13 protein-coding genes are annotated in these 17,492 nt (G+C 48.0%); 9 read left to right on the forward strand and 4 right to left on the reverse strand.

The features are described from left to right. Window positions 1-18 precede the first annotated feature (18 nt). Window positions 19-2,451 (reverse strand): bifunctional aspartate kinase/homoserine dehydrogenase I, encoded by a 2,433-nt coding sequence (gene thrA / locus H9625_RS07730; RefSeq protein WP_087211698.1) that lies wholly within the window; start codon window positions 2,449-2,451, stop codon window positions 19-21. 493 nt (window positions 2,452-2,944) lie between these two features. Between thrA and frr the strand changes: the two genes are divergently transcribed. From frr to lipA, 5 genes are all read left to right on the forward strand, one after another. After that, window positions 2,945-3,505: a ribosome recycling factor gene (gene frr, locus H9625_RS07735; RefSeq protein WP_191763767.1), complete on the forward strand. Its 561-nt coding sequence runs from the start codon at window positions 2,945-2,947 to the stop codon at window positions 3,503-3,505. A 133-nt stretch (window positions 3,506-3,638) separates the two neighbouring features. Continuing rightward, window positions 3,639-4,574 carry a ribosome small subunit-dependent GTPase A gene (rsgA, locus tag H9625_RS07740; RefSeq protein WP_087211701.1) on the forward strand — a complete coding sequence of 312 codons (936 nt, stop codon included), beginning with the start codon at window positions 3,639-3,641 and terminating at the stop codon, window positions 4,572-4,574. Window positions 4,575-4,589: 15 nt separating this feature from the next. Further along, entirely contained in the window at window positions 4,590-6,053 is a 1,464-nt protein-coding gene (locus H9625_RS07745) for an MFS transporter (RefSeq protein WP_191763769.1), read from the forward strand. A 182-nt stretch (window positions 6,054-6,235) separates the two neighbouring features. Beyond that, the gene (locus H9625_RS07750) at window positions 6,236-8,437 is read left to right on the forward strand and encodes a S9 family peptidase (RefSeq protein WP_191763771.1); all 2,202 of its coding nucleotides are present in this window, start codon (window positions 6,236-6,238) and stop codon (window positions 8,435-8,437) included. A 114-nt stretch (window positions 8,438-8,551) separates the two neighbouring features. Next, on the forward strand, window positions 8,552-9,403 hold the full coding sequence (lipA, locus tag H9625_RS07755) for a lipoyl synthase (RefSeq protein WP_087407069.1): 852 nt from the start codon (window positions 8,552-8,554) through the stop codon (window positions 9,401-9,403). A 127-nt stretch (window positions 9,404-9,530) separates the two neighbouring features. On the opposite strand, the gene H9625_RS07760 is transcribed toward lipA, so the two are convergent. The 3 genes from H9625_RS07760 to H9625_RS07770 are packed head-to-tail and all read right to left on the reverse strand — an operon-like array spanning window position 9,531 to window position 12,126. Continuing rightward, window positions 9,531-10,235, reverse strand: a complete 705-nt coding sequence (locus H9625_RS07760; protein ID WP_013617660.1) for an SAM-dependent methyltransferase — start codon at window positions 10,233-10,235, stop codon at window positions 9,531-9,533. 32 nt (window positions 10,236-10,267) lie between these two features. Beyond that, window positions 10,268-11,254, reverse strand: a complete 987-nt coding sequence (locus H9625_RS07765) for a gliding motility protein GldB-related protein (RefSeq protein ID WP_087209837.1) — start codon at window positions 11,252-11,254, stop codon at window positions 10,268-10,270. 14 nt (window positions 11,255-11,268) lie between these two features. Then, window positions 11,269-12,126, reverse strand: a complete 858-nt coding sequence (locus tag H9625_RS07770; RefSeq protein ID WP_087396550.1) for an enoyl-ACP reductase FabI — start codon at window positions 12,124-12,126, stop codon at window positions 11,269-11,271. A 266-nt stretch (window positions 12,127-12,392) separates the two neighbouring features. Between H9625_RS07770 and H9625_RS07775 the strand changes: the two genes are divergently transcribed. The 4 genes from H9625_RS07775 to H9625_RS07790 all read left to right on the forward strand — a co-directional run bounded on the left by H9625_RS07775 (window position 12,393) and on the right by H9625_RS07790 (window position 17,350). After that, window positions 12,393-14,000, forward strand: coding sequence for a glycoside hydrolase family 28 protein (locus tag H9625_RS07775; protein ID WP_191763773.1), 1,608 nt, complete (start codon window positions 12,393-12,395; stop codon window positions 13,998-14,000). 103 nt (window positions 14,001-14,103) lie between these two features. Then, complete coding sequence (locus tag H9625_RS07780; protein ID WP_191763775.1) at window positions 14,104-15,327, forward strand: DUF4861 domain-containing protein; 1,224 nt, start codon at window positions 14,104-14,106, stop codon at window positions 15,325-15,327. Between the two features lie 149 nt (window positions 15,328-15,476). Next, on the forward strand, window positions 15,477-15,653 hold the full coding sequence (locus tag H9625_RS07785) for a hypothetical protein (RefSeq protein WP_191763778.1): 177 nt from the start codon (window positions 15,477-15,479) through the stop codon (window positions 15,651-15,653). 23 nt (window positions 15,654-15,676) lie between these two features. After that, a complete protein-coding gene (locus tag H9625_RS07790; RefSeq protein ID WP_191763780.1) occupies window positions 15,677-17,350 on the forward strand; it encodes a glycoside hydrolase family 43 protein in 1,674 nt (557 codons plus the stop codon). The last annotated feature ends 142 nt before the right edge of the window (window positions 17,351-17,492 follow it).

Genomic DNA, 17,492 nt, shown 5'->3' on the forward strand with positions numbered 1-17,492 from the left:
GTCACCTGGTACCTAAACTTAAATATTCGCAATGCTCATAATATCCGCAAACACTCCGGCGGCGGTCACGCTCGCACCGGCTCCATAGCCTTGGATAAGCATCGGATATTCGTTATAGCGCTCGGTGGTAAGCAAGATGATATTATTGCTTCCCGCCAGTTCGTAGAACGGATGATGGCGGTCTACCTCTACCAGTTCTACCACTCCCTTTCCGCCTTCGAAGCGTGCCACGAACCGCCAGCGCTTGCCTTCACGCTCCAACACCTTGCGGCGTGCCTCGAAATCGGCATCCAGCGAAGGTATCTTGCGCCAGAAGTCATCCAGCGACCCTTCGAAAAAGCTGTCGGGAATGAACAAGTGTTTCTCCACATCTTCCTGATTCAGGCAATATCCCGCCTCACGTGCCAGGATGACCAGCTTGCGCACCACATCGGTCCCGCTCAGGTCGATGCGTGGGTCGGGTTCGGAATACCCCTGCTCCTTCGCGTTCCGGATGGTCTGGCTCAAAGGCACGTCGGCACTGATTTCATTGAAAATGTAATTCAGCGTACCGCTCAATACAGCTTCGATTTTCAATATCTTGTCTCCGCTATTAATCAGGTCATTGATGGTATTGATGACCGGAAGTCCTGCTCCTACATTGGTCTCGAACAAAAACTTCACACCCCGATGGCGGGCTATCCGCTTCAACTCGGCATAAATCTCATAATCCGAAGAAGCCGCAATCTTGTTTGCCGCCACCACCGAGATGTTATGTCCCAAGAAGTCTTTATACAAGGAAGCGATTTCTTCACTTGCGGTACAATCCACGAAGACCGAGTTGAAGATGTTCATCCCGATAATCTCGTCGTGCAGCACTTGCGTGGACGAAGGCATGCCTTTCTCTTCCAGTTCCTCACGATAATTCGTCAGGTCGATTCCCGCACGGGTGAACATTGCTTTGTGTCCGTTGGCGATTCCCACCACTTTCAGGTTCAGCCCCCGCTCCTGTTTCAAGCGTTCCTGCTGGCTGTGTATCTGGTCTATCAGGCTATGCCCCACCGTACCGATGCCGCAAATGAAAAGGTTCAGCACTTGATATTCGGAAAGAAAAAACGAATCGTGGATGACATTCAAGGTCTTGCGGAGCGAACCGCCTTCTACCACAAACGAGATATTGGTTTCCGACGCACCTTGCGCACAGGCTATCACGTTAATGCCGTTCCGCCCCAGCGTACCGAAGAGCTTTCCGGCAATGCCCGGCGTATGCTTCATGTTTTCACCCACAATAGCTACCGTAGCAAGCCCTCCCTCGGCTTTCATCGGGCTGATTTCGCCCATTTCGATTTCCTTGGCGAACTCTTCATCGAGCACCTTGCAGGCAAGTGCCGCATCTTCATTGCGCACGCCGATAGAAGTAGAGTTTTCCGAAGAAGCCTGCGATACGAGAAACACACTGATACCGTTCTCCGCCAGGGTCTTGAAAATGCGGTAGTTCACGCCGATAACGCCTACCATACCCAGTCCGGTCATCGTAATGAGGCACGTGTCGTTGATAGAAGAAATGCCCTTGATGGCTTTCGAAGAATGGTCTGCCTCCTGCTTCACGATAGTGCCCGGAGCGTCGGGATTGAATGTATTCTTTATTAATATAGGTATATTCTTATGGCACACCGGATAGATAGTAGGCGGATAAACCACCTTCGCGCCGAAGTTGCAAAGCTCCATCGCCTCCACATAGCTCAGTTCGGTGATGGGGTAAGCGGTGCTGATGACCCTCGGGTCGGCGGTCATAAACCCGTCCACATCCGTCCATATCTCCAGCACATCGGCATCCAGCGCCGCGGCGATGATAGAAGCGGTATAATCAGAACCGCCCCTGCCCAGATTGGTCACTTCGCCCGTATCCTTATCCGACGAGATAAAGCCCGGCACCAACGATACGCGCGGAATCTCACGGAAGGTCTCGCGCACCAGACGGTTGGTCAGTTCCGAGTCGAGGATATGCTTGTTGTGCTTCTTTTCCGTCTTGATGAACAGACGGGAGTCGAACCATTGTGCCCCGTCGATGAGCGTAGCCACGATGATGGAAGACAAACGCTCGCCATAGCTTACGATGGTCGACGAGGTCTTGGGCGAAAGGTCGCGTATCAGGTAAATGCCTTGAAAGATATCCTTCAATTCGCTCAGCAGCTCATTCACACAATCGAGAAGCAACTCCCGTTTCTCGCCCGCAGGAATCACCGTATAAACCATTTCGATGTGGCGGTTCACGATTTCCTTCATCTCTTTCTCGTATCCCGAATCGCCCGATGCCGCCATGTTCGAAGTCTTTATCAACTTGTCGGTGATGCCTCCCAACGCCGAAACCACTACGATTACCTTATCATCTATCGCCTCAACTATTTTCTTTACATTCAACATGCTGTTGACGGAACCTACCGACGTTCCGCCGAATTTCAATACTTTCATACGATTGTTCGATAAAACTAATTGATGGCACACGATGAACCCTTAAAAAAATCCGTTTCATCTGTGTGCGATGAATTATAAACACTTATTATTGAATCATAAAAATGAAGAAATGCCTGCGTCCACAGGCGTGTATCACGTAGAAACACCATTATACAACCGCTCAACCCCGAGGGGTCATCCCAGTGGCAGATGTATAGAGGGACATACGCCCCGTGGCACACATCAGAATGATATGTAGATTGTTCCGGTTCATGTATAATTGTTTTATCGTTCGCAAATATAGTAACATTTTTCCATAAACAAACATATTCGGCGTTTTTTTTGGAATAATCCGTCAAAGTTCATGCCCGCGAAGCCGAAAACAAGCGTCAAAGGACGGATGATTGCACACTTTCCAGCGAAAATCTTCACAAACTATTGCAAGAGAATAAAAAATCCCCTATTTTTGTTCACATAAACTTATCGACAAAATATTTAAAGCAACAAGAATATGGCAGATTCTAAAACTATCCTCAGCGGCGCTGAAGAGAAAATGGATATGGCAATCATGTATCTGGAAGACGCATTGGCACATATCCGCGCCGGAAAAGCCGATGTACGTCTGCTTGACGGCATCCGTGTAGATTCATATGGAAGCATGGTTCCTATTAATAATGTAGCGGCGGTCACTACCCCCGATGCACGGAGCATCGCCATCAAACCGTGGGACAAGAGCATGTTCCGCATCATCGAAAAAGCGATTATCGACTCCGACCTGGGTATCATGCCCGAAAACAACGGCGAAATCATCCGCATCGGCATCCCTCCACTGACAGAAGAGCGCCGTAAACAACTCGCCAAGCAATGCAAGGCAGAAGGTGAAACGGCAAAAGTAAGCGTACGAAATGCACGCCGCGATGCCATCGACTCCTTGAAGAAAGCTGTAAAAGACGGTATGCCCGAAGACGAGCAGAAGAATTCGGAAGCCAAGCTCCAGAAATCGCATGACAAGTACATCAAGCAAATAGATGACATGCTGGCGGCTAAAGACAAAGAAATCATGACTGTATAATTTTATAGCTGACTAGGTTACAAGGTACTAGTTGACTAGGTTGTAGATACTAGTTGACCAGGTTACTTGATACGACTTGAGTATCTAAGACCTAGTGCCTGGTACCTGGTCAACTAGTCAACTAAATAAAACATTGGAAAAAGGATTAGTCATCAAGAACACCGGAAGCTGGTATGTGGTAAAGACCGAAGACGGAAGGCAGATTGAATGCAAGATAAAAGGGAACTTCCGCCTGAAGGGAATACGCAGCACCAATCCCATTGCGGTAGGCGACCGTGTACAAATCGCCTTGAACCCCGAAGGGACCGCCTTCATCACCGAAATAGAAGACCGCAAGAACTACATCATCCGCCGGGCTTCGAACCTCTCCAAGCAATCGCATATCATTGCAGCCAACCTCGACTTGTGTATGCTGGTAGTGACCGTCAATTATCCCGAAACATCCACCATCTTCATCGACCGCTTCCTTGCCTCTGCCGAAGCCTATCGGGTACCGGTAGCACTGGTATTCAACAAGACCGACCTCTATTCGGAAGACGAATTGCGCTATTTGGAAGGGCTTATTCACCTTTACACCCATATCGGATATCCTTGCTTCCGCATTTCTGCCCTTAATAATGAAGGCATCAATGAAATAAAGGAAGAACTGAAAGGGAAAATCACCCTCTTTTCAGGGCATTCGGGCGTAGGGAAATCAACGCTTATCAATGCCATCCTGCCCGAAGCACACCTGAAAACCGGAGAAATATCCACAGCCCATAACAAAGGCATGCACACCACGACTTTTTCTGAAATGTTCCCCGTAGAAGGCGAAGGATATATCATCGACACACCGGGCATCAAAGGATTCGGCACCTTCGACATGAAAGACGAAGAAGTGAGCCATTACTTCAAAGAGATTTTCGAATTCTCCGCGCATTGCAAGTACGGAAACTGCACCCACCGGCACGAACCGGGCTGCGCCGTACGCGAAGCCGTAGAGAACCATTACATCAGTGAGTCACGTTATGCCTCTTACCTGAATATACTGGAAGACCGTGAAGAAGGCAAATACCGCTCTGCATATTAATTTCTATAAACCCTTATGAAAACACGACCAAACAAGATGACCAACTTCCGCTGGACCATCTGCTTTATGCTTTTTATGGCAACCACCATCAACTACATGGACCGGCAAGTTCTTTCGCTCACATGGAAAGACTTTATCGCACCCGAATTCCATTGGACTGACACCGACTACGGATTCATAGCCGGCGTGTTCGCCATCGTCTATGCCCTTGGAATGCTTTTTGCCGGACGGGTCATCGACTGGATGGGCACACGCAAAGGATATCTTTGGACAATCGGAATCTGGTCATTAGGTGCCTGCCTCCATGCCTTTTGCGGCATCGCTACCGAATGGTGGGTAGGCGTAGATAATGTAGAAGCCCTGAAACAAGCCGAAACCGGTTCGGCATTGGCACTAAGCATCGCCACAGTGAGCGTTTATTTCTTCATTGCCGCACGATGTATTTTAGCCATCGGCGAAGCAGGCAATTTTCCTGTGGCCACCAAGGTCGCCGCCGAGTATTTTCCGAAGAAAGACCGTGCTTTCCCAACCAGTATCTACAATAGTGGAGCTGCAATCGGTGCACTTGTCGCTCCGGTCAGCATCCCTACCCTGGCAAGCTATTTCCGCGATTTAGGTGTAGGAAACGGTTGGGAAATGGCATTCGTCATCATCGGTGCGTTAGGCTTCGTATGGATGGGATTCTGGGTGTTCCTCTACAAACGCCCACGCGAAAGCCGTTGGGTGAACGAAGCCGAACTGGCATACATCGAACAAAATGAAGAAGAAGAAGAAGAGCCACAAGCCTCCTCAGAGGGAGAAAACCTACCCAAGATGTCTTTCCTGCAATGCATCCGCTACAAACAGGCATGGGCATTCGCCGTAGGCAAATTCCTGACCGACGGCATCTGGTGGTTCTTCCTGTTCTGGACTCCCGCTTATTTGAGCGATGTCTACCACCTGCCCTCCAACGCCCCGATGGCACAATTGCTCATCTTCGTCCTCTATGCCATCACAATGCTATCCATCATCGGAGGCTGGCTCCCCACTTACTTCGTAGAGAAAAAAGGAATGAACCCCTATAAGGGACGTATGCGCGCCATGCTTATCTTTGCCTTTTTCCCAATCATCACCTTGCTAGCCCAACCGCTGGGAGCCTATTCATATTGGTACCCGATAATTATTATAGGTATAGCCGGAGCAGCCCACCAGGCATGGTCCTCCAATATTTATTGTACCGTGAGCGACATGTTCCCGCAAAACGCCATCGCCACTATCATCGGCTTCGGAGGCATGGCGGGAGGCATCGGCTCCTCGCTCATCAATATGGGTTCGGGAGTCCTGTTCGATTATGCCGCCAACACCCAGCTCGCCTTTATGGGCTTTACGGGAAAGCCGGCAGGATATTTCATCATCTTCTGCATCTGCTCGGTGGCGTACCTCATCGGATGGATTATCATGAAAGCACTCGTTCCTGAATACAAGCCCATCAAACCATAAAAAACTGTTTTAAATTTATCGGTCTAAATCTGCACACGATAAATTCAAAACTGTTTCTAAAAATGTAAAATAAATAGCATGCATTTCCATGCTCCGATACAAACATTGACAACGGGTTATGCAAATATAAGTATTTTTTCATACCTTTGCCGATATTACAACCATATAAACTATCAACTACAATGAAAAGACTACTTGCATTAAGCTGCCTGCTCGTGGCGTTCGTATGTGCATTCGCACAGCAGAAGGTAACGCTGCAAGACGTGGCTAACGGAACATACCGCCCCCAAAACATTTATGGCATCAAGCCGATGCTGGACGGTGAGCATTACACACAAATCAGTGCCGACCGGAAACGGATTGTGAAGTATTCGTTTAAAACCGGAAAAGAAGTGGAAAGCATATTCGATGTGGAAACCGCGCGCGATTGCCCCATCAAGTCGTTTGATGATTACATCATGTCGCCCGATGAAAAGCTGATTCTCATCCAGACCGAGACAAAGCCTATCTACCGCCGTTCGTTCACGGCAGAATATTACATTTATAATATAAGGAACAATACCATAGAACCGCTTTCGAAGAACGGGCCACAACAAGTACCGCTCTTCTCGCCCGACGGATTCCAAATCGCTTTTGTACGCGACAATAACATCTTCCTTGTCAAATTGCTCTTCGGCAATAGCGAGTCGCAAGTGACAAAGGACGGAGAATATAATAAGATATTAAACGGTATTCCCGATTGGGTATACGAGGAAGAGTTCGGCTTTAACCGTGCTTTCGACTTCAGTGCCGATAGCAAGATGATTGCTTACATCCGCTTTGATGAAAGCCAAGTGCCGATGTTCAGCTTCCCGTGGTACAAAGGCATGGCGCCCGAACGCACGGAGTATGCCACATATCCCGGCACTTATACGTATAAATACCCCAAAGCCGGCGAAGTGAACTCGAAAGTGAGCGTACATACTTTCGATATCAAGAGCCATGTGACCCGTAAAATGGACCTTCCGCTTGATGCGGACGGTTATATTCCCCGCATTAAATTCACGTCAGACCCTGAGAAACTTGCCATTATGACCTTGAACCGCCACCAGAACCGGTTCAACGTGTACATGGCAAATCCCCGGAGTGCCATTTGCAAGAGCATCATCCGCGACGAATCGGAGCAGTACGTTAAGGAACAGGCATACAGCAACATCCGCTTCTATCCCGAAAACATCGTGCTGATGAGTGAGCGCGACGGATACAATCACCTCTATTTATATACAATCGGCGGAAATCTGGTGCGACAGGTGACCAAAGGCGAGTTTGAAGTAAAAGATTTCTTGGGCTGGGACCAGAAGAACGATGTGTTCTATTACACCAGCAACGAGGAAAGCCCGCTCCGGAGTGCCGTTTACAAAATAGACCGCAAAGGAAAGAAAACGAAGCTTTCCACGCGGACGGGGACCAATACCGCTATTTTCAATACAAACTTGACTTATTACATCAATAAATACTCCAGCAGAGACACTCCGACCCTCATTACCATCAATGACAACCGGGGACGGGAACTGACCACCTTGCTTGATAATAGTAAACTGAAGGGGCAGCTTGCCACCCTGAATATGCCCCAGAAAGAATTCTTCACCTTCCGCACTACGGAAGGCGTAGAGCTGAACGGCTGGATGATGAAACCTGCCAGCTTCGACCCGAACAAGAAGTATCCGGTCATCATGCACCAGTACAGCGGTCCCGGCTCGCAACAGGTGTTAGACGAATGGGGCATCGGAAGCTTTAGCGACGGAGGCATGTTCGAAGCCTACATGGCAGACCACGGTTACATCAGCGTATGCGTGGACGGACGCGGTACAGGCGGACGAGGGGCTGCATTCGAGAAATGCACGTATCTTTTCCTCGGTGTAAAGGAATCGCACGACCAAGTAGAAACGGCACGCTATCTCGGCACCTTGCCTTATGTAGACGCCAACCGTATCGGAATCTGGGGCTGGAGCTACGGAGGATATACGACATTGATGTCAATGAGCGAAGGTACGCCGGTCTTCAAGGCTGGTGTGGCAATAGCCGCTCCCAGCGACTGGCATTTTTACGACACGGTATATACCGAACGCTTTATGCGCACTCCGAAAGAGAACGGCGACGGATACCGTGCCGGTTCTGCCATTCTCCGGGCACCGAAGCTTCACGGAAACCTGCTTCTGATACACGGTACGGCAGACGATAACGTGCATTATCAGAATTGTGCCGAATACAGCGAGGCGCTGGTACAGGCGGGCATCCAGTTTGATATGCAAATCTATACCAACCGCAACCACGGCATATCAGGAGGAAACACCCGGACACACCTGATGAACCGCGTAGCGAATTTCTTTATTGAAAACCTGTAATGTGATTTTCACCACAGATTACACAGATAAAAAAGGATTAAGAACTTGCCACAGAGAGAATACAGAGAAAAATATTTTTTAATCTGTGTAATCTGTGGTGAAATAACATATACTATGGAACACGTAAGAAAACCTGAATGGCTCAAGATACAAATCGGTGCCAATGCCCGTTATGCCGATACCAAACGCATCGTAGATACACACAAGCTGCACACCATTTGCTCCAGCGGGCGCTGCCCGAATCTGGGTGAATGTTGGGGAAAAGGAACCGCTACCTTCATGATTGGCGGAGCCATCTGTACACGTTCGTGCAAGTTCTGCAATACCCAAAGCGGAAAGCCGCTTCCGCTCGACCCGGAAGAGCCCCGGCACGTAGCGGAGTCTATCCGTCTGATGAAGCTGGACCATGCAGTCATAACCTCGGTAGACAGAGACGATTTGCCCGACTTGGGAGCCGCACATTGGGCAGAGACCATCCGGTGCATTAAGGAAATGAACCCTGATACCACCCTTGAAACACTTATTCCGGATTTTCAGGGGCGTGCCGAACTTATCCGGCTTGTCATCCATGCGTATCCCGATATCATTTCACACAATCTGGAAACCGTAAGGCGCATCACCCCACTGGTGCGGAGTGTAGCTACATACGAACGGAGCCTGCAAGTGATACGGATGATAGCCGAAAGCGGAATTACGGCAAAGTCGGGCATAATGGTCGGTTTAGGAGAGACACCGGAAGAAGTAGAACAGACGATGGATGACCTGCTTGCATGCGGATGCAAGATTCTGACTATCGGTCAATATCTCCAGCCAAGCCGGAAGCATTATCCCGTAGCGGCATACATCACTCCCGGGCAATTCCAGAAGTATAAAGAGATAGGCGAAGAAAAAGGATTCTCTACCGTAGAGAGCGGTCCGTTGGTCCGCTCCTCGTATCATGCGGAAAAACACATCCGGTTCACTTGATAAACGCAACCGCCTGCGATGGCTGATGCAAGCGGTCGGGATGTCCGATGCAGCCGCTTGCGTAGGGCAATACATACGGATGCGTTCCGCATGCGTTTATCCGTTCCGTCATCCGGGGCGAAAAGCCTCATTTATAAATTAAGAAGATGCAGGGGATTTTAGACAAATCGGGCAAATGTCCCTTCCATTCCCGGATGGTCTTTGTCTTGATGTATTCGCCTTCACACGTGATGTTGGCGGCTATGCAAAGCTTGGTTTGCGGGCGGCAGGTCTTTAAGATATCCTCTGCCATTTTATTATTCCGGTACGGAGTCTCGATGAACAATTGGGTCTGGGATTCGCCGTAAATGCGCTGTTCCAGTTCTTTTATACGTTTTATGCGCTCGGAAGGGTCGATGGGTAAGTAACCGTGGAAAGCAAAGCTTTGTCCGTTGAAGCCCGAGCCCATTACCGACAGGATGATAGAAGAAGGACCTACCAGCGGAACGACCTTTAGGTTCTTGCGCTGGGCAATAGCCACGACATCGGCTCCCGGGTCGGCTACGGCAGGGCATCCTGCTTCTGAAATTACCCCCATCGGATGTCCTTCTTCCAAAGGACGGAGATAGCCCGACACCACTTCCGGAGCGGTGTGCTTGTTCAGCGGATAAAAAGCCAGCCCGTCGATATCGATGTCCCGGTCTACTTTCTTCAGGAAACGCCGTGCCGAACGCACGTCTTCTACAATAAAATGCTTGATTTGTAAAATGATTTCTTTGTTATAGGAAGGAAGAACACGTTCGATGGCCGTGTCACCCAATGTAACCGGCAATAAATATAATGCTGTATCCATACTTTAAAAAACTAATTAGGTAAGGCCGTCCCTTATTCGAGTGTAAGCTCTCTGAAATCTTCACACTCCAGCAAGGCTTCGACAGATACATCCGGATGCTCTTTCATGTACTTATCCGTCAATTGCATCCCCAACCATACTCCTACAATAGGAGGTATAGGCTCTCCTTTTAAAATAATATTAGGGTCAGGATGCGTGTAAGCACGAATTACCATCGGGTCGGTACTCGACAAATGTCCCCGGCGTACCATCCAGTCCCACAGTTTCTTCCCATTCTTCTTACACCAGTCTGTTTCAGCCTTGGTATAACCCAGCATTTCTGCATCCGAAGAATACCCCAGGATTTTTCGCACCAGCCAATTGATTTTTCCTTGATGCATCATCACATCGAAAAGAGTACGATGACCTGTTTCCCATCCAAACGGATACAGACTTACCAAATAAAAAGTAAAACAATCGGGAAGTATACGTTCGGGGGTCATCGAGCGGCGCTGGTATGCATAATAATAACGTTTGTACAAAGGATAATCCTCGCCCATATACTTATCCAGACTGATTCCCAACAAACTGTCCCCTACTACCACCGACTGGTTCAAAGCAGAAATTTGAGCATACACCTGCGGAACCGGAAGCGAAGGAATTTCTTTCTTCAAACGCTTGAACCCCTCGGTCAGCCGTTCCTCTATCGGTGTCATATCACTGAACTTCTCTTCCGCCTCTTCCATCAAACGAAGCAAGACCGAATCGGAATAATAAGTACACAAACGTTCGTTAATGTCTGGTGCATCCACGCTGCCCAACATCAGCACATCTTCAATAAGGATGCGCGTAGCCTGCGGATAATCCATATTCATTTTCTGAATAGCTGAAATGCTATTCATGACGGTCGCCTCATATTGTAAACGGTCATAACGAAAAACTTTTATCCTTCTATCAGACAAAGCGTCACCGCTTTGCATATCTGACTGACAGGATGCAAAGGCAATGACGCTTAATAATATGAATAAAAGTTTTTTCATTCAGAAATGATTATTTATCCGTAAATGATATTTCCATTTTCGTCCTTATATTCATCGAGGCCTTTTTCATAAGTTGCCATTGCACGCAAACTCATGCCTACACTTGAAAAACCTCCGTCGTGATACAGGTTCTGCATGGTCACCTTACGGGTCAGGTCAGAGAACATCACGATGCAATAGTCTGCACATTCGTCTGCCGAAGCGTTGCCCAGCGGAGACATGCGGTTGGCAAAGTCGAACAGTTTGTCCATGCCTTTCACTCCCGAACCTGCGGTAGTCATCGTCGGCGACTGGGAAATCGTATTGATACGTACGTTGTGCTCGCGTCCGTAAATGTATCCGAAGCTGCGTGCGATAGATTCCAGCAATGCCTTTGCGTCTGCCATGTCGTTATAGCCGTAGAATGTGCGTTGTGCAGCTACATAACTCAAGGCTACAATCGAACCGTACTCGTTGATGGCATTCAGTTTTTTCGCGCTCTGAATCATCTTGTGGAACGAAATAGCTGAAATATCCAGCGTCTTGTTCAACATGTCGTAATCCAGATCATCGTATGTACGTTTCTTACGCACGTTGGGCGACATACCGATAGAGTGCAATACAAAGTCTATTTTACCGCCCAATATTTCCATCGAACGCTTGAACACGTTTTCCAAATCTTCCACACTCGTTGCATCAGCCGGTATTACCTCACAATTCAGTTTTTCAGCCAAAGCTGATATTTCTCCCATACGGACTGCTACCGGAGTATTGGACAATGTTATCACAGCCCCTTCCTCTACAGCCTTTTCTGCTACTTTCCATGCGATAGACTGCTCGTTCAAGGCACCGAATACAATACCTCTTTTTCCTTTTAATAAATTATAACTCATACGTCTTAAACTATAAATTCGGGACAAAGATACAAACATTTCCATTAATCGAACTATTTTCAACAAACGAAATAGCAAATATGAACAATTTTACCTGCCAAGTGATTAAATTATCCATTCTCCTACCAATTTTTGCGCATAAAAGTTCCACATCCGCCCATTTTTTTTACCTATTCAGTCAAAATATTCACATGAGTCTAAACGAAAAGCACTACATTTGTGAATATTATCATACCTTGATGCAAAACTCAAAAAAACATAAGAATATGATTAAATTTAACACGTTACGACATTACTTGCTTTCTGTAGGAATAGCAACTTTTATTGGTACTGGAACCACAAAGGCACAGGCAAATACGCCCATTATCCCGGATGATGTGTATAGCAACCTGCCATTCCAAATGACCAAAGTGCAACAACCCGTGTTTCCCGCCTATTCCCGTTCGATAACTGAGTTCGGTGCTACTGCCGACGGGACCACGCTCAACACGGAAGCATTTGCTCAAACCATCGAAGCCGTATCCCGACAAGGAGGAGGTACCGTGATAGTACCGGCAGGTTTGTGGCTTACCGGACCTATCGTACTGAAAAGCAATATCAACCTGCACTTGGAAGAAAATGCTCTGGTGCTCTTTACAGCCGACCACACACAATATCCCATTATCAAGACTTCATTCGAAGGACTGGAGACACGACGGTGCCAATCGCCCATATCTGCCAACGGTGCTGAAAACATAGCCATCACAGGCAAAGGTGTAATAGACGGGAACGGAGACACTTGGCGCCCCGTAAAGAAAAGCAAGATGACTTCATCACAATGGAATAAACTGGTCGCTTCGGGAGGCGTACTCAATGAAAAAGGAGATATATGGTACCCAAGCGAAGGTTCTATTAAAGGAGCCAATGCGTGTAAAGACTTCAATGTGCCCGAAGGTATCGAAACCGATGAGGAATGGGCCAGTATCCGCGACTGGTTACGCCCCGTGCTGCTGAGCCTCATCAAGTGCAAGAAAGTAATGCTCGAAGGAGTAACCTTCAAAAACTCACCCAGCTGGTGTCTGCATCCCCTCTCATGCGAAGACCTGACCATTACAGGAATCAGCGTATCCAATCCCTGGTACTCACAAAACGGAGATGCACTCGACATTGAATCGTGCAATCGTGTACTGGTACTCGGCAGCAGCTTTGACGCGGGAGACGACGGTATCTGCATCAAGTCGGGTAAGGACGAAAGCGGACGCCTGCGCGGCGAACCTTGTCAAAACGTAATTATCCGCAACAACGTGGTACTGCACGGACACGGCGGATTTGTAGTAGGTAGTGAAATGTCTGGAGGAGTAAAAAACATTTATGTAGACAACTGCTCTTTCCTTGGTACCGATGTAGGCTTGCGTTTCAAGAGTACACGCGGCCGTGGCGGGGTAGTGGAAAACATCCACATCAATAACATCAACATGATTAATATCCCGAACGAGGCGCTTATCTTCGACTTGTTCTATGGTGGTAATGCACCGGGTGAAGGAAATGTTTCGGGTGCTCCGAAAGAGGAAGTTGTGCCTCCGGTAACCGAGGAGACTCCGGCATTCCGTGATATCTTCATCAAGAATGTCACCGCAAAGAATGTAGGACGTGCTGTATTGTTCAACGGACTTCCCGAAATGCCTATCAAGAACATTTTCCTGGAGAATGTAACCATTTCCGATGCAAAGGACGGCGTGACATTGAACCGTGCCGAAAACGCGACCCTGAAGAATGTGAAAGTTATCACGACCAAAGGTGGCGATAACCTGAAGATGATGGGGGTAACCAACATTACCGTAGGAGATAAGAAGTACGAAAAAATCGGAAATAAAGCCGAGTCTTATAAATTCTGATTGCATTATCATTAGGTACCGGTTGGCATGCACGTATTAAAAAGCCTCTCCGCGCTTAGTTGCTAGCCAACGGGTACCTAGTTGCCTAAATAAATTGACACTTATGAAAACATTCGCTATTATTGGCTTAGCATGGCTGGCTGGAAGTATCTCTGCTTCCGCACAAGACTCAGAGAAAACATTTCAAGTGGTTGTGGAGAACCCTTGGCAAACAGAAAAAACCGATGAACCTGTCGTGATAGACCTTCATACGTTGAAAACAGGGTTTACAGTAAAATCAGCAGTTGTATCCGACGGAACTTCTGAAATACCCTCCCAGTTGGACGATATGAATGGCGATACCCGTGCCGACGAGCTGGCATTTGTCATCGACGTACCTGCACAAGGCAAAAAGACACTGACCGTCACGCTTTCTCCGAAAAAGAGCGATAAGGTATATCCCGCACGTGTTTTTGCCGAAATGTTGTTCCGTACTTCCAAGAAAAACCAATATGCCAAAGGGTATGCCATTTATGCCGATGGAAACGCTTATACGTATACCATTCAGCAACATCATGGCATCGCTTTCGAAAGCGAGCTGGTAGCATACCGCATTTATTTCAACGAAAAGCAGACCACAGACCTTTATGGCAAATTCCGCAAGGGACTGGAAATCGAGGAAAGCCAGTTTTATCCTACCGATGAGCAATTGAAGCGGGGATTCGGGGATGACGTCATCAAGGTGAACAATAGTTGCGGAGCCGGAACGCTCCGGGGATGGGACGGCACGCAGACTACCATGATTCAGCCCGTTGACATCCGTGGCCAGCGGATTCTTGCCGACGGTCCGGTACGTACCGTAGTAGATGCCGAAGTGAAAGGCTGGCAATATCAGGGTAAAGAACTGAATATGATAAACCGTTACACCCTCTATGCCGGACACCGTGATGCACAGGTGGATGTGATTTTTGATGCTCCGCTGACTGATGAAGTGTTTGCTACCGGTGTGCAAAACATAACCGGACATGCCGCAATGTATTCCGACCATGAAGGACTCGTAGCAAGCTGGGGAACCGATTGGCCCGTAAACGATACGGTGAAGTATAAAAAGGAAACGGTAGGTCTTGCTACGTATATCCCTAAGAAACTGGTCGTAAAAGAAACCGCCGACAAGGAGAACTTCCTTTATACCGTGAGCGCTCCCGGCGAAAGTTCATTCCGTTATTACACGTCGTTTACATCGTGCAAGGAAACTTTTGGATATCCGACCAAAGAAAAATGGTTTGCCTACGTGCAAGAATGGAAGAAGTATTTGGAACAGCCTGTTAAGATACAAGTCATTGAGTAAGCAAAGTTGCGGTGTGCTGCCCATACTCCGGCATTTGACCTAAAGTATAAAGAATCATAAAATATGACCGGCAGGGCAGGTAAACCGCATATCTCAATCGTAATAGGCAAAAAGTGAAATCTAAGAAGCTGTTTTGAATTTATCGTGCGATGATTTGGGATGAGTTTTTGAGGCATTTTCGCTTCTGTGATGAGGAAGATAGCGGGCTATCTGACGAAGAACAGGAGCGAAAAGGACCAAAAAATCGCCCAAAGCACACACGAAAACAGATACATCAAGCCAAGAAAAACTTTTTGGAGAAATTCAAAACAGCTTCTAAATTGTAAACCGTAAATTGTAAATGTACAAGATGAAACAACTTCTACTCTCAATCCTGCTGGGAGGCTGTGCGCTTCCTGCGCTGCACGCCCAAGATAACTATGTTTCGGAAGTATGGGTGGCCGACCAAGGTGACGGAACGTATAAAAATCCGGTTCTTTATGCCGACTATTCCGACCCCGATGTTATCCGTGTGGGCGAAGATTATTACCTCACTTCATCCAGTTTCGGATGTTTGCCCGGACTTCAGGTGCTTCATTCCAAAGACTTGGTGAACTGGAGTTTCGCAGGTGTTGCAGTGCCTCATGCCTTGCCTCCTGTAACCGATACTGCCCCTCAGCACGGAAACCGTGTATGGGCTCCCTGCATCCGTCATCATAACGGAGAGTTTTATATCTTTTGGGGAGACCCCGACCAGGGTATCTTTATGGTGAAAGCCAAGGATGTGAAAGGACCGTGGTGCGAACCGGTATTGGTGAAAGCAGCCAAGGGAATTATTGACACCACTCCGCTTTGGGACGAAGACGGACGTGTGTACCTTGCTCACGCTTACGCCGGAAGCCGTGCCGGACTGAAGAGCGTCATTGCCGTATGCGAATTGAGCGCCGATGCTACCCGCACCATCGGACCCTCACGAATCGTATTCGACGGACACGAAGCGCACGAAACCTGCGAAGGTCCCAAGTTCTACAAACGCAATGGATATTATTACATGTTTTTCCCTGCCGGTGGAGTACCGACGGGCTGGCAGGTAGTAGCACGCTCGAAAAACGTATATGGCCCTTACGAATGGCGTACCGTGATGGCACAAGGCGACAGCCCTGTCAACGGTCCTCACCAAGGCGGATGGGTAGACACACCTACAGGCGAAGACTGGTTCATGCATTTTCAGGATGTAGGCGCAGCCGGACGATTGGTTCACCTTCAGCCGATGAAATGGGTAGATGGCTGGCCCGTTATCGGTGAAGATAAAGACGGAGACGGATGCGGTGACCCTGTATTGACTTGGAAAAAACCGGATGTGGGCAAAACGTATCCGATTTGCACTCCGCAGGAAAGTGATGAATTCAACACCAATATTCTTGGCTTGCAATGGCAATGGAACGCAAATATCAACGATAAGTGGCACTTTTGCGATGAGGAACACGGGTGCCTGCGCCTCTATTCTTATCCAGTAACAGAAAACTACAAGAGCTTGTGGGATGTGCCCAATATGCTGCTCCAGAAGTTCCCTGCACCGAGTTTCAAGGCAACCATGAAACTGAAGTTCGCTCCTATCGCTAAATACAAGGGCGAACGCACCGGACTGGTGGTGATGGGTATGGACTATGCCGGAATCATTCTTGAGAACACGGAAAGCGGACTGGTGCTCTCGCAAGTGGAATGCAAGAAGGCAGACCGTGGAGGAACAGAAACCGTCAATGCCAGTGTGCCTCTGAAAGAAAACGAAATCTACCTGCGTGCCGAAATCATTTCTACCGGTGAAAAGATAAGCAAAAGCGAAGGCGGACACGACCTTGTCGTAATGTGCCAGATGAGTTATAGCACGAATGGAAAGAAATTCCAGAAATTAGGCAAACCTTTCCAAGTAAAAGAAGGCAAATGGATAGGTGCCAAGGTGGGTACTTTCTGCACCCGTCCTGCTATCGTCACCAATGACGGAGGATGGGCAGACATAGACTGGTTCCACATTACGAAAGAATAAGGAACTGTTTTGGATTTCTACAAAATATAGGTCTATCGCTGTAAGATTAATAATCTTCAGGCTGCAAGATTAGAGTTTATGTAATTTAGATTTGTTATATATCGCGCATACGCGTACCTTTGCAACATGAATTACCGCGACC

It is taken from the genome of Phocaeicola intestinalis, from assembly GCF_014837065.1.
Taxonomy (GTDB): domain Bacteria; phylum Bacteroidota; class Bacteroidia; order Bacteroidales; family Bacteroidaceae; genus Phocaeicola; species Phocaeicola intestinalis.

Coding starts and splice junctions, on each gene's coding strand:
- thrA (WP_087211698.1), bottom strand. CDS start 2,451: ATGAAAGTATTGAAATTCGGCGGAACGTCGGTAGGTTCCGTCAACAGC.
- frr (WP_191763767.1), top strand. CDS start 2,945: ATGGCAGATTCTAAAACTATCCTCAGCGGCGCTGAAGAGAAAATGGAT.
- H9625_RS07745 (WP_191763769.1), top strand. CDS start 4,590: ATGAAAACACGACCAAACAAGATGACCAACTTCCGCTGGACCATCTGC.
- H9625_RS07750 (WP_191763771.1), top strand. CDS start 6,236: ATGAAAAGACTACTTGCATTAAGCTGCCTGCTCGTGGCGTTCGTATGT.
- lipA (WP_087407069.1), top strand. CDS start 8,552: ATGGAACACGTAAGAAAACCTGAATGGCTCAAGATACAAATCGGTGCC.
- H9625_RS07760 (WP_013617660.1), bottom strand. CDS start 10,235: ATGGATACAGCATTATATTTATTGCCGGTTACATTGGGTGACACGGCC.
- H9625_RS07765 (WP_087209837.1), bottom strand. CDS start 11,254: ATGAAAAAACTTTTATTCATATTATTAAGCGTCATTGCCTTTGCATCC.
- H9625_RS07770 (WP_087396550.1), bottom strand. CDS start 12,126: ATGAGTTATAATTTATTAAAAGGAAAAAGAGGTATTGTATTCGGTGCC.
- H9625_RS07775 (WP_191763773.1), top strand. CDS start 12,393: ATGATTAAATTTAACACGTTACGACATTACTTGCTTTCTGTAGGAATA.
- H9625_RS07780 (WP_191763775.1), top strand. CDS start 14,104: ATGAAAACATTCGCTATTATTGGCTTAGCATGGCTGGCTGGAAGTATC.
- H9625_RS07785 (WP_191763778.1), top strand. CDS start 15,477: ATGATTTGGGATGAGTTTTTGAGGCATTTTCGCTTCTGTGATGAGGAA.
- H9625_RS07790 (WP_191763780.1), top strand. CDS start 15,677: ATGAAACAACTTCTACTCTCAATCCTGCTGGGAGGCTGTGCGCTTCCT.